The organism is Streptomyces flaveolus, assembly GCF_014648815.1.
Taxonomy (GTDB): Bacteria; Actinomycetota; Actinomycetes; order Streptomycetales; family Streptomycetaceae; genus Streptomyces; species Streptomyces flaveolus.
In genome coordinates this window covers 1-13,151 of sequence record NZ_BMRV01000014.1, presented here as the reverse complement: position 1 = coordinate 13,151, position 13,151 = coordinate 1, and the positions used below count along the sequence as shown (strand labels likewise).

Here is a 13,151-nt window from a genome sequence, read left to right as displayed (position 1 = left end):
GTGGCCCCTTGACTGAGCTGGCTGGAGTCTGACGCTCCAGGCTAACGCGGCGGGCCCGTCCGGCGGATCAGGCCGGAGGTGAGCGGCGTTGCCTCACCGGCACAGGTGAGCGGGGCGACGGGGGTTCCTCCCGCCGGGCAGGCCCTCGGGGCGGGCGCCTCGCGCATGACTCGCCGTGGCTCCGCGGGGAGCGGTGTCGGCGTGGGCGCGGGCGCCCGTGTGCGGCCGGCCGGCTGAACATCGCGCGGCCGGGGGGCGTACTACTCTGCGGCGGAGGCCGCGACGGGGATCTCCATGAGGACCGTGCGCCGGGGGTTGGCGGTCTGGGTGGGGAGCTCGACGGCGTGCTCGCGCTGTTCCGGCGTCCGCAGTTCGTCGGCGCCGTCGAGGTGCGCCAGCGTCGTGCGTCGCGGGTTGGCGATCTTGTGGAACATCATCGTCGTCTTCACGGTTGTACGAGACCCTGTCGTGTACGGGCGCCGGGAGGGGGCAAGTGACCCCTGCGGGGGCGCGGGTTGTCGGTTTTGCCATCTCTGTAAAGCGTCAGGCTAAACATGCAATTCCCCGCCGAAGCCGGGAGAGCCGGTGAAGGGCGTGTGAGTTTGCTCACTTATCAAGGGGCAAATCGGTCAATCCCGACGGGCGCCGCACCCCGACGAAACCGACATTGACCCCCTGAAGCCATCATTCCGCTCCTGATCATCTCGACTGGGACACCGCTTACCCCACGGCGAATCGCGGGCATACGTCCGCTTTGCGGGTGATCGTTTTCTACCGGCCGTGAAGCGGCCCTCACGTGCTGTCACGTATGCCGCGGCCTGGCCCACGGGCCTTGTTGGAGATCCGGCACTGTGCTGGAATTCCACGGAACCGCCGCAGGATCGAGCCGGCGCACCGGGGGCGCACCACAGCGCCGGGCGGCGGCACGAAGGGGGAACCAGCGCCGGTCACTCACGACCACCACGGGGGCGTATTCAGGGCGCCCCTATGACGCCGACACCGTGCTCAGCCGTTCACGCGGCCGGGTGCCTGGTCCAGAGGTTGCGACGCTAGTGCAGGGACGTTTCAAGAGGGATGGCAGCGCTTCGGCGGAGCCGGAGCCGCACGGCGGGAATGGCCCCAGGGCCGTCGGCTCCTCGCCCCAGCACGCCCAGAACCCGGGTCAGGCCCAGTCCGGCGACAGCGGCGACCGCTCCGGGCGCCCGGGTCAGGGAGCGAAGTCGTCGACTCCCGGCCAGAAGCCGCCCGCTAAGCCGGCCACGGGCTCGACCGGCCCGGGCCCGCGCATAGCCCTGCGCAACTGGCGGATCTCCACCCGCCTCGTGTCGCTGCTCGCGCTCCCGGTCGTCGCGGCCACCTCGCTGGGCGCGCTGCGCATCAACGAGTCGATGGACAACATCCAGCAGCTCGACAACATGAAGCTGCTGACGGAGATGACCAAGCAGGCCACCGAGCTGGCCGCCGCGCTCCAGGAGGAGCGCGACCAGTCCGCCGGCCCCCTGGCGCACGGCTCGACGTCCAGCGCGATCGCCGTCAAGGGCGACCGGGAGAAGACCGACCGGGCGCTGAAGAACTTCCTCGACCAGTCCGAGGAGATCGACGCCGCCAGCAAGGACGGCAATCTCGTCGGTGTCCGCGACAGCCTCGTCGGCCTCGCGAGCGACCTGAACGACCTGAACAAGATCCGCGGCACCGCCTACGCGGCCAAGGAGAACTCGACCCAGACCGTCGAGGCCTACCACCGCCTGATCACCAACCTGCTCGACCTCTCGCAGGACATGGCGGAGGCGACCAGCAACCCCGAGATGATCCAGCGCACGCGTGCCCTGGCCGCCTTCTCCTCGGCCAAGGAGTACGCGTCCATCCAGCGCGCGGTCCTCGCGGCGGCGCTTCCGGCGAGCAACACCACCAAGGGCGACCTCTCCGAGAACGACCGGCTCTACGCGCAGTCCGCGCTGCAGAGCCAGACCTCCGAGATCCGCAGCTTCAGCAGCATCTACGGCGACGGCGCCGAGGACCTCCTGAAGCCGATCTCCCAGGGCAACCCGGTGATCGAGTCGTCCGACCAGTACGCCGGCCGCGCCTTCAGCAGGGTCAACGGCCTGTCCCAGCTGGACGAGCGTTCCTACCAGGACTGGCTGGACGACAGCTCCACCAAGATCCAGCAGATGAAGAACATCGAACTCCGCCTGCTGGAGGACATGGAGCAGAAGGCCCGCGAGCTGCGCAGCGAGTCCGAGCAGGAAGCCATCATCTCCGGTGTGCTGATCCTGCTCGTGCTCGGCGTCTCGCTGGTCGGCGCGTTCGTCGTGGCCCGGTCCATGATCCGCTCGCTGCGCCGCCTGGAGGAGACCGCGACCAAGGTCGCCCAGGACCGTCTGCCCGAGCTGGTCAAGCAGCTGTCCGAGACCGACCCGCAGGACGTGGACACCTCGGTGGAGTCGGTCGGTGTGCACTCCCGGGACGAGATCGGCCGGGTGGCCGCGGCCTTCGACGACGTGCACCGCGAAGCGGTCCGCCTCGCCGCCGAGCAGGCCCTGCTGCGGGGCAACGTCAACGCGATGTTCACCAACCTCTCGCGCCGCTCCCAGGGCCTCATCCAGCGTCAGCTCTCGCTCATCTCCGAACTGGAGTCGCGCGAGGCCGACCCGGACCAGCTGTCCTCGCTGTTCAAGCTCGACCACCTCGCCACGCGTATGCGCCGTAACGGTGAGAACCTCCTCGTCCTCGCCGGTGAGGAGCCCGGCCGCCGGTGGACCCGCCCGGTCCCGCTGGTCGACGTGCTCCGTGCCGCCGCGTCCGAGGTGGAGCAGTACGAGCGCATCGAGCTGGCGTCCGTGCCGACCACCGAGGTCGCCGGCCGCGTGGTCAACGACCTCGTGCACCTCCTGGCCGAGCTGCTCGAGAACGCGACCTCCTTCTCCTCGCCGCAGACCAAGGTCAAGGTCACCGGTCACGCGCTGCCCGACGGCCGTGTCCTGATCGAGATCCACGACACCGGTATCGGCCTCTCCCCCGAGGACCTCGCCGCGATCAACGAGCGGCTCGCCTCGCCGCCGACCGTGGACGTCTCGGTCTCCCGGCGCATGGGTCTGTTCGTGGTCGGCCGCCTGTCGCAGCGCCACGGCATCCGCATCCAGCTCCGTCCGTCCGACTCCGGTGGCACGACCGCGCTGGTCATGCTGCCCGTCGACGTCGCCCAGGGCGGCCGCAAGCCGCAGCCCAAGCCGGGTCAGCCGGCCGCGGGCAGCGGCGGTCCCGCCGCCGCACAGGCCGCGGCAGGTGTCGCGGCGGCCCGGCGCGGTGGCCAGGGTGGCGGCGCGCTCGGCGGTGGCGGCGCCTTCGGAGGCGGTGCCTTCGGTGGTGGCAACGGTGGCGGTGGTGCCCTCGGTACCGGCGCCCAGGGCGGCGGCAGGCTCGGCGCCGGTCAGGGACCGCGGGCCGCACTGCCCGGCCGGGACGGCGGCGGTCGTCCGGGTGCCCCGGGTGGCGCGCGCGGGCCCCAGTCCCCCGCGGCCCCGAACCAGCAGGGCCGCCCGGCTCCGGCCGGTGCGGGTGCGGGTGCGGGTGCCGGTCAGGCTCCCGGTGCTCCGCAGGGTCTGCAGGCCGCGGGCATGAACGCCGCGCAGGGGCAGGACGCCTTCGGCGGCCGTGCTCCGGTGCCGCCGCAGCGCGGCAAGCGCAAGAACAAGGGCAACGGCGACGCCGAGCAGGGCCGTCGTCCGCAGCTGCCGCCGCGCGGCGGTCCGCGGGCCGAGCTGCCCGGCGGCAACCCGCAGCCCCGCGTGCCCAGCTGGAGCGACGAGAACGCGCAGCCGCCCCGCGCCTCGCTGGACGCCCCGCGCGGCCACGAGGAGCCGGACTCGTCCCGGACGGACCGGACGCCGCGTTACGGTGACCAGCAGGGTCCGGGCGCGACCGCCGAGATGCCGGCGATCCCCCGGCACGGCGAGCCCCAGGGCCCCGGCGCCACGGCGGAGTTCGCCCGCCCGGACTTCGACGCGCCGGCCCCGCGCCAGGACGGCCCGCAGAGCACGGGCCAGTTCGCCCGGCCCGCCGCGGACCCGTACGGCCGCGACGGCTCCAACGCCCCGCACAACGACCAGTTCGCACGGCCCGAGCCGGCCGCCCCGCAGCACGACGGCGGGCCGTTCGTCCGCTCGGACGTCTTCGGCGGGCAGCCCGGCCACCAGGCGCCGAACGACCCGGCCTCGACCGGCCAGTTCCCCGGCGCCCCGGCGTACGGCGACGGCTCGACCGGGCAGCACCGCCTGCCGGACCGCCAGGACCCGGCCGCCACCGGCCAGTACGAGCGTCCGCAGGTCAACGGCGCCCACGCGGCCAACGACTTCGGCGCCCCGCGTCCGCCGGCCCCGCAGCAGCGTCCCGCCCAGCAGGAGCGTCCGGCCCAGCAGCAGCCCGGCCACGGCGCCCCGGCCCAGCAGCGGCCGGCCGACGGGTGGGCCCTGCCGCCGGCCTCCGGTCCTGGCGACGGACGCACTCCGCTGTACGACACGCTGGAGACCAACTGGTTCCACGGCGACCGCCGGGACGGGGCGGAGAACAACGCCCCCGCGCCCGCGCCCGCCCCGGAACCGCAGGCCCACCAGCCCCAGACCCCGGCGGCCCCCCAGCGGCCCGCCGGCTCCGCCTGGCGCAGCTCGCCGAACGACGACCTCGTCCGGCAGGCCGAACGCGTCCGGCAGCCCGCGGCCGGTGGTGTCACCACCTCCGGCCTGCCACGCCGAGTACCCCGGGCCAACCTGGTCCCGGGCACGGCTCAGCAGCAGACGCACCCGAACGGTCCGCAGGTATCGCGCGCGCCCGACGACGTGCGCGGCCGGCTGACCAATCTCCGTCGGGGAATCGCACAGGGCCGTCAGGCCGGTACCAACCAGACCGGCAGCTACCCGCGGCCCACTCACCAGCAGGAGCGTTAGTTGAGCCCGATGAGCCAGGCGGCACAGAACCTCAACTGGTTGATCACGAATTTCGTGGACAACACCCCAGGGGTGTCCCACACCGTCGTCGTGTCCGCCGACGGACTCCTTCTGGCGATGTCGGAAGGCTTCCCGCGCGACCGCGCCGACCAGCTCGCGGCGGTCGCCTCGGGGCTGACCTCGCTGACCGCCGGGGCGTCCCGGATCTTCGAGGGCGGCGACGTGGCCCAGACGGTCGTGGAGATGGAACGCGGGTTCCTCTTCCTCATGTCCGTCTCGGACGGCTCGTCCCTGGCCGTTCTCGCGCACCCGGAGTGCGACATCGGCCTCGTCGGCTACGAGATGGCGCTGCTGGTCGACCGCGCGGGCGCGGTCCTCACCCCGGACCTGCGCGCCGAGCTGCAAGGCAGTCTGCTCCACTGATCGGCCCCGGCACCACCCGTCTCACCAAATCACCGTCCGGCCGCCACAATCCCCCCACCGGCCCCGTCAGACGGCACGACTGACCGACCTGCTGTCCCGCCCGGAGGATTCATGACCCCGCCCACCGCCTCTCATGATCCGTACGCGGAGCCGTACGAGGACGAGGGCGACCAGCCGCTGGTACGTCCGTACGCGATGACCGGCGGCCGGACGAGGCCGCGCTACCAGCTCGCCATCGAGGCGCTGATCAGCACGACGGCCGACCCGGCAGCGCTCATGGGGCTGCTCCCCGAGCACCAGCGCATCTGCCACCTGTGCCGCGAGGTGAAGTCGGTGGCGGAGGTGTCGGCGCTGCTGTCCATGCCGCTGGGTGTGGCCAGGATCCTGGTCGCGGACCTCGCCGAGGCCGGACTCGTCGCCATCCACCAGCCGGGCGGCGACGAGAACAACGGCGGTGCGCCGGACGTGACACTGCTCGAAAGGGTGCTCAGTGGACTTCGCAAGCTCTGACGGAGGCCGGGCGACCACCTCCGCGAAGATCGTGGTGGCCGGCGGCTTCGGCGTCGGCAAGACCACGTTCGTGGGCGCCGTCTCGGAGATCAACCCGCTGCGCACCGAGGCCGTGATGACCTCCGCCAGCGCCGGGATCGACGACCTCACGCACGCCGGGGGCAAGACGACCACCACGGTCGCCATGGACTTCGGCCGCATCACGCTCGACCAGGACCTGATCCTGTACCTGTTCGGCACGCCCGGCCAGGACCGCTTCTGGTTCATGTGGGACGACCTGGTGCGCGGTGCCATCGGCGCGGTCGTGCTGTGCGACACCCGCCGGCTGGCCGACTGCTTCCCGGCGGTGGACTACTTCGAGAACAGCGGTCTGCCGTTCGTCGTCGCGCTCAACGGTTTCGACGGCCAGCAGCCGTACACCCCGGACGAGGTGCGCGAGGCGCTGCAGATCGGCCCCGACACCCCGATCATCACCACCGACGCCCGGCACCGGGCCGACGCCAAGAGTGCGCTGATCACGCTCGTGGAGCACGCGCTGATGGCACGGCTGAGGTAGCTTCCGAGGCCGAAAGATCCAAGTCGGCAAGGAACTACGGCAGTTGTCGTAGACGTACCGGAGCCGGCTGTGTCCTTTGACACGGTCGGCTCCGGCGTTCATAACGTTTCGGCAGAGGAATCGGGTGGTACCGACACGGCTCGCGGTCGATCGGTGTCGCTGCGCGCACGAACGCCCCGTCTTTTGGCGGGCCTCGCTCTTTATGACCGTTTTATCTGGGGCTTACATCACGTGTAACCCCCTCGTTCCACTGTTTGGAAGAGCGCAGGTCGTCGTGCTGGAATGCGAGAACTGCCCAATGGTCAAAGACGTACTCAGCAGTAGCACGTACTCGATGACGAACTGGGCGCTGATACACAGCGGCACGACGTAGGTGCCGACCGCCGAGAGGTTGTTGGTCGAGTGAGGCGAAGCAAGAGCAGTCCCGAGCCATCGGCCCGGGGCAACTTCACCCCGCCGCCGCGCGCAGCGGCGCCCGCCCCCGTGCCCGCTTCGGAACCTACGGCCGCGTCCGCCCCGAGCGGCGGCCGTTTCTCCCCGCGCAACTGGCGGGTGACCACCCGGCTGAACGCGATCCTGCTCATACCCGTGCTGGTCGGCCTCGTCATGGGCGGCTTCCAGGTGAAGAGCTCGATCGACACCTGGCAGGACGCCGAGGACGCCGAGAGCACCGCACGCCTGGTGCGCGCGTCCCTCGGCTACGCCAACGCCCTCTACAACGAGCGCGACATCACCGCCGCGCCGCTGCTGCAGGGCAAGGACGAGAAGGACGAGACCGTCGCCAAGGCCCGCCGGGCCACGGACGAGGCCGCCGACACCTTCGACGAGGCCGCGCAGGACATGCCGGGCAAGGCAGGTCTGGAACGCCGGCTGAAGGTGTTCCGCGAGCAGGAGCCCAAGCTCCAGACGCTGCGCGTGGCCGCCTACACCTCGAAGCTCAAGGGCGTGGAGACCGAAGAGGGTTACACCGGGATCGCCCACCCGCTGATGGAGTTCGCCAACGAGCTCGGTCTGGGCACCGGCAACATCACCTCGTACGGCCGTACCGTCTACGCGATCTCCCTGACCAAGGCGGCGCTCTCGCTGGAGCGCTCCATCGGCATGCACATGCTGGTCAAGCCGGGTCCGGAGCCGAGCCACCTCGCCAGCCAGCGCGTCGCCCTCTCCTCGTACGCCTACCTCGAGCGCATCGCCATCGAGGAGTACATCGGCGGCGGTACCGAGGCGGACGCGCAGAAGCTCGAGGACGCCGAGGCGAAGCTCAAGGAGGACGGCGCGGCCATGGCCAAGGAGGCCAAGGCCAAGGACCCGGACTACGTGCCGCCGCCGGCCAACCCGACCACCATGATCTCCGAGCTGGCCGGGCTGGACTCCACGGACGCCAGTGCCCGCGCCGAGCTGGCCGGGCGGGGCATCACGCCGGAGAACTGGTGGGCGGTCAACACCCTCAAGTTCGACGCCTACAGCAAGATCGAGTCGGACATGGCCGACCGGGCCGTGGACGAGGCCTCCGCCATCGCCGACGACGCCGAGCAGGACGCCTACATCACCGGCGCCGCGGTCGTGATCGCGCTGCTCGCCGCGTTCATCCTGGCCGGCATGGTGGCCCGCCAGATGAGCCGCTCCATGCGCCAGCTGCGCAACGCCGCCTTCGGCATCGCGGAGCAGCGGCTGCCGATGCTGGTCGACCAGCTCTCCCGCACCGACCCCGGCCGGGTCGACACCCGGGTGGCCCCGATCCCGATCAGCTCCACCGACGAGATCGGCGAAGTCGCCCGCGCCTTCGACCAGGTGCACCGCGAGGCGGTCCGGCTCGCCTCCGAGCAGGCCCTGCTGCGGGGCAACATCAACGCGATCTTCACCAACCTGTCGCGCCGCAACCAGTCGCTGATCGAGGGCCAGCTGAGCCTGATCACCGATCTGGAGAACAACGAGGCCGACCCCGACCAGCTGGAGAACCTCTTCCGGCTGGACCACCTCGCCACCCGTATGCGCCGCAACGGCGAGAACCTCCTGGTCCTCGCCGGTGAGGAGCCCGGCCGCCGCTGGGACCAGCCGGTCCCGCTGGTGGACGTGCTGCGCGCGGCTTCCTCCGAGGTGGAGCAGTACGAGCGCATCGAGCTGTCCGGCGTACCGGAGGCCGAGATCCACGGCCGGGCCGTGACCGACCTCGTGCACCTGCTCGCCGAGCTGCTTGAGAACGCCACCACGTTCTCCTCCCCGCAGACCAAGGTCCGCGTCACCGCGACCCGGCTGCCCGACGGCCGCGTGATGGTCGAGATCCACGACAAGGGCATCGGCCTGACCGCCGAGGACTTCGCGGACATCAACCACAAGCTGGCCAACCCGCCGACCGTGGACGCCGCGATCTCGCAGCGCATGGGCCTGTTCGTGGTCGGCCGGCTGTCCGACCGGCACGGCATCCGCGTCCAGCTGCGCCCCTCCGGCGAGCAGGCGGGCACCACCTCGCTGGTCATGCTCCCGGACGCCATCACCCACGGCGGTGGCGGCGAGCAGCAGGCGCAGCGCGACGAGTTCACCGTCTCGCAGATCATCCCCGAGCAGGACTTCCGGGGCGAGAGCTTCGGCCAGGTCGGCCAGCCCATGCGGACCGCCGCGGAACTGGGCTTCGACGACAGCCGCTACACCGAGGTCCCCGACGACATCCGCGAGCTCGACCCCGTCGGCCGCTCCCTGATGCGCGAGGAACGCCGTGCGGCCCTGGAGGCCCAGGCGCAGCCCGAGCTGCCCGGACCGGCGGACTCCGACGGCCACGAGCGCGCCGAGGGGGCCGGGTACCAGGACCAGTTCACCGGGCAGCAGCCGGTCTACGGCCAGGACCAGGGCGGTTACCAGGAGCAGCAGACCGGCGCGTACGACCAGCAGTCGGCGTACGCCGATCAGCAGCAGGCGTACGAGGAGCCGCAGCAGGCGTCGTACGACGAGCAGTACTACGCGCCGAACGGCGGCCTGCCCCAGGGCGACGGATACTCGTCGAACGGCGGCTACGCCGACCCGTCCTACGCGGAGCCGGGCCCGAACGGGCACCAGCCGGCCGGATCCGGCGCCCAGGAGGCCTACTCGGCCTTCGAGCAGCGGCGCTACCAGGACGACTGGCCCCAGCAGGACGGTTACCAGAACGGCTACCAGGACCAGTACGCTGCGGAAGCCCCCGAGGCGGAATCCGCGCAGGCCGCTGACGTGGCCGACACGGACCGCGTAGGCTTCGACCGTCCGGGACCGGCCTCCTCCGCCGCCCACCGGCTCACCGACGCCGGCCTTCCGCGCCGCGGTTCCACCGCGAGCGGCGCGGGCGACGCGAGGCCCGTGGACCACGAGGCACCGGCTTCGACGCCGGCGGCGGGCGGCCCCGGCGACTGGCGCTCGGCCAACGACGAGCGCTGGCAGCAGGCCTCACAGCTGCGCAAGCCGAAGGCGGGCGGGGTGACCTCCTCCGGCCTGCCGCGGCGGGTTCCCAAGGCCAACCTGGTCGAGGGCGCCGCCGAAGCCACTCCCCAGGGGGGCCCACAGGTCTCCCGCGCCCCGGAGGACGTCCGGGGCCGGCTGAGCAACCTGCGACGCGGCGTCCAACGGGGCCGCACCGCAGGCAGTGAAACGAACGGCCAGGACACAAGGAATGAACACCGTGGTCCTGACAGCACCTACAACCAGGAGCGTTAGTGTGAGCCCGATGAGCCAGGCGGCACAGAACCTGAACTGGTTGATCACCAACTTCGTGGACAACACCCCGGGGGTGTCCCACACGGTGGTGGTCTCCGCCGACGGACTCCTTCTGGCGATGTCCGAAGGGTTCCCGCGCGACCGCGCCGACCAGCTCGCGGCCGTCGCCTCCGGTCTGACCTCGCTGACCGCCGGTGCCTCGCGCATCTTCGAGGGCGGCAGCGTGAACCAGACGGTTGTGGAGATGGAGCGGGGATTCCTCTTCATCATGTCCATCTCCGACGGTTCCTCGCTCGCGGTTCTCGCACACCCGGAGGCGGACATCGGCCTCATTGGGTACGAGATGGCCCTTCTGGTGGACCGTGCCGGCACGGTCCTGACGCCCGATCTGCGGGCCGAGCTCCAGGGCAGCCTTCTCAACTAAAGGACAGACGGTGCGTTTTGGTGTCCCGTGGCCGTAAAGTTTCGGGACGCGGCTCCACAGTGATGGATGCCAGGCACAGTCGGAGGAGGAGAAAGTGGCAACACCCCCAGGCGGTCCGTCTTCGGGCAACTGGTCGTACGGCCCTGCGCAGGGCCAGAACGACGGCTCGGCGAACGGGTACGGCTTCCCCTCCGCCCCGAGCCACCGGCAGCCGTACGCGCCGCAGGGCCCCGGCCCTTCGCCGTACGACCAGCCGCACGCTCCGCGCATCCAGCCCGTGCAGCCGCAGCGCCGCACCCCTGAGCCGGCGCCCGCGGGCGCGTCGAACAACCCCCTGGTGCGTCCGTACGCCATGACGGGCGGCCGCACCAGGCCGCGGTACCAGCTCGCCATCGAGGCACTGGTGCACACCACTGCGCAGCCGCACCAGATGCAGGGCCAGCTGCCCGAGCATCAGCGGATCTGCAACCTCTGCCGGGAGATCAAGTCGGTGGCCGAGGTCTCGGCCCTGCTGACGATCCCTCTCGGCGTGGCCAGGATCCTCGTCGCCGACTTGGCGGAGGCGGGCCTGGTCGCCATCCATCAGCCCGGCGGCGACGAGAACGCCGGCGGTCAGCCAGACGTGACACTGCTCGAAAGGGTGCTCAGTGGACTTCGCAAGCTCTAGCGGAGGGCCTTCCCGCTCCACCACGTCCGCGAAGATCGTGGTGGCGGGCGGTTTCGGCGTGGGCAAGACCACGTTCGTCGGCGCCGTCTCGGAGATCAACCCGCTGCGCACAGAGGCCGTGATGACATCCGCGTCCGCGGGCATCGACGACCTCACCCACACCGGGGACAAGACGACCACCACGGTCGCCATGGACTTCGGCCGCATCACGCTCGACCAGGACCTGATCCTGTACCTGTTCGGTACGCCGGGTCAGGACCGCTTCTGGTTCATGTGGGACGACCTGGTGCGGGGCGCCATCGGCGCGGTCGTGCTGGTCGACACGAGGCGTCTGGCCGACTGCTTCCCGGCCGTCGACTACTTCGAGAACTCCGGGCTGCCGTTCGTCATCGCCCTGAACGGGTTCGACGGGCAGCAGCCGTACAACCCGGACGAGGTCCGGGAGGCGCTGCAGATCGGCCCCGACACGCCGATCATCACGACGGACGCGCGGCATCGGGCCGACGCGAAGTCGACGTTGATCACTCTCGTGGAGCATGCGCTGATGGCGCGCCTCCGCTAGGCGCTGCCGTCCGGGCGGCGCCCCGTTACGACGAGTTGCGACATGCCCCCTGCGGCCACTGGGCTGCCGGGGGCTGTTGTGTGCCCGGTGCGGGTGACGCGTGGCTGGTCGCGCAGTTCCCCGCGCCCCTGGATGTGCTGCCCTGCGCGGTATCGAGCAGACCCCCCACATGCCCCATAGACGTAGAGGCCCCTCCGCAGTGGAGGGGCCTCTACGTCTATGGCTTCAGGTCAGCGCCAGCTGTGCGGGGCTCGGAAGCCCGGCTCGCGCTCCAGGCGGCGCCAGCCCGCGCGGACGCGGCCACCGCCGTGGGTCGGGGCGATCTCGACGGGGCGGGCGGCGGCGCGGGCCAGCAGGAGGGCCGTGATGGCGGCGACTTCCTCGGGCTCGGCGTGGCCCTTCTCGACGCGGATGTCGGGAGTGGTCATGGGAGTGGCTCCTCGGGTCACTGCGGCGGGTTGCCGTGTTTGCGGGAGGGCAGGTCGGCGTGCTTGGTGTGGAGCATCGCCAGGGAGCGGATGAGGACCTCGCGGGTCTCGGCGGGGTCGATGACGTCGTCCACGAGGCCGCGTTCGGCCGCGTAGTAGGGGTGCATCAGCTCCGACTTGTACTCCTTGACCATGCGGGCCCGCATGGCCTCGGGGTCGTCGGCCTCGGCGATCTGACGGCGGAAGATGACATTGGCCGCGCCCTCGGCGCCCATCACGGCGATCTCGTTGGTCGGCCACGCGTAGGTGAGGTCGGCGCCGATGGACTGGGAGTCCATGACGATGTAGGCGCCGCCGTAGGCCTTGCGCAGGATCAGGGAGATGCGGGGGACGGTGGCGTTGCAGTAGGCGTACAGCAGCTTCGCGCCGTGGCGGATGATGCCGCCGTGCTCCTGGTCGACGCCCGGCAGGAAGCCGGGGACGTCCAGGAAGGTGACGATGGGGATGTTGAAGGCGTCGCACATCTGCACGAACCGGGCGGCCTTCTCGCTCGCCTCGATATCCAGGACGCCGGCCAGGGCCTGCGGCTGGTTGGCGACGATGCCCACGACCTGTCCGTCCAGGCGGGCCAGCGCGCAGATGATGTTGCGGGCCCAGCGCTCGTGGACCTCGAGGTACTCGCCGTCGTCGACGATCTCCTCGATCACCTTGGTCATGTCGTAGGGCCGGTTGCCGTCGGCCGGAACCAGGTCCAGCAGGACGTCGGAGCGGCGGTCGGCCGGGTCGGAGGACTCGTGGCGCGGCGGGTTCTCGCGGTTGTTCTGCGGCAGCAGCGACAGGAGGTAGCGGACCTCCGCGATGCAGGTCTCCTCGTCGTCGTAGGCGAAGTGGGCGACGCCGGAGGTCTCGGCGTGCACGTCGGCGCCGCCCAGCCCGTTCTGGGTGATCTCCTCGCCGGTG

At 71.1% G+C, this 13,151-nt stretch carries 11 protein-coding genes; 8 read left to right on the top strand and 3 right to left on the bottom strand.

The window, feature by feature from the left end:
* Positions 1-260: 260 nt before the first annotated feature.
* Positions 261-449, bottom strand: a complete 189-nt coding sequence (locus tag IEZ05_RS27840; protein ID WP_189233175.1) for a hypothetical protein — start codon at positions 447-449, stop codon at positions 261-263.
* Between the two features lie 603 nt (positions 450-1,052).
* On the opposite strand from IEZ05_RS27840, the gene IEZ05_RS27835 reads away from it, so the two are divergent.
* From IEZ05_RS27835 to IEZ05_RS27800, 8 genes are all read left to right on the top strand, one after another.
* Complete coding sequence (locus IEZ05_RS27835) at positions 1,053-4,940, top strand: sensor histidine kinase (protein ID WP_189233025.1); 3,888 nt, start codon at positions 1,053-1,055, stop codon at positions 4,938-4,940.
* Positions 4,941-4,949: 9 nt separating this feature from the next.
* Entirely contained in the window at positions 4,950-5,363 is a 414-nt protein-coding gene (locus IEZ05_RS27830) for a roadblock/LC7 domain-containing protein (protein ID WP_005479910.1), read from the top strand.
* Positions 5,364-5,474: 111 nt separating this feature from the next.
* Positions 5,475-5,873: a DUF742 domain-containing protein gene (locus IEZ05_RS27825; RefSeq protein ID WP_003997626.1), complete on the top strand. Its 399-nt coding sequence runs from the start codon at positions 5,475-5,477 to the stop codon at positions 5,871-5,873.
* The gene (locus IEZ05_RS27820; protein WP_161164401.1) at positions 5,854-6,429 is read left to right on the top strand and encodes a GTP-binding protein; all 576 of its coding nucleotides are present in this window, start codon (positions 5,854-5,856) and stop codon (positions 6,427-6,429) included. The genes IEZ05_RS27825 and IEZ05_RS27820 overlap by 20 nt, the downstream gene beginning before the upstream one ends.
* A 402-nt stretch (positions 6,430-6,831) precedes the next feature.
* Positions 6,832-10,110: a sensor histidine kinase gene (locus IEZ05_RS27815; RefSeq protein ID WP_189233024.1), complete on the top strand. Its 3,279-nt coding sequence runs from the start codon at positions 6,832-6,834 to the stop codon at positions 10,108-10,110.
* 10 nt (positions 10,111-10,120) lie between these two features.
* Entirely contained in the window at positions 10,121-10,534 is a 414-nt protein-coding gene (locus IEZ05_RS27810; RefSeq protein ID WP_004983065.1) for a roadblock/LC7 domain-containing protein, read from the top strand.
* Between the two features lie 94 nt (positions 10,535-10,628).
* Entirely contained in the window at positions 10,629-11,201 is a 573-nt protein-coding gene (locus tag IEZ05_RS27805; protein ID WP_189233023.1) for a DUF742 domain-containing protein, read from the top strand.
* Positions 11,182-11,763, top strand: coding sequence for a GTP-binding protein (locus tag IEZ05_RS27800; protein ID WP_026243582.1), 582 nt, complete (start codon positions 11,182-11,184; stop codon positions 11,761-11,763). Before IEZ05_RS27805 ends, IEZ05_RS27800 begins: the two co-directional genes overlap by 20 nt.
* 230 nt (positions 11,764-11,993) lie before the next feature.
* Here IEZ05_RS27800 and IEZ05_RS27795 read toward each other — a convergent pair whose 3' ends face one another.
* The gene (locus IEZ05_RS27795) at positions 11,994-12,191 is read right to left on the bottom strand and encodes an acyl-CoA carboxylase epsilon subunit (protein WP_189233022.1); all 198 of its coding nucleotides are present in this window, start codon (positions 12,189-12,191) and stop codon (positions 11,994-11,996) included.
* Positions 12,192-12,208: 17 nt separating this feature from the next.
* On the bottom strand, positions 12,209-13,151 hold a 943-nt coding region (locus IEZ05_RS27790), incomplete at its 5' end, for an acyl-CoA carboxylase subunit beta (protein WP_308426962.1).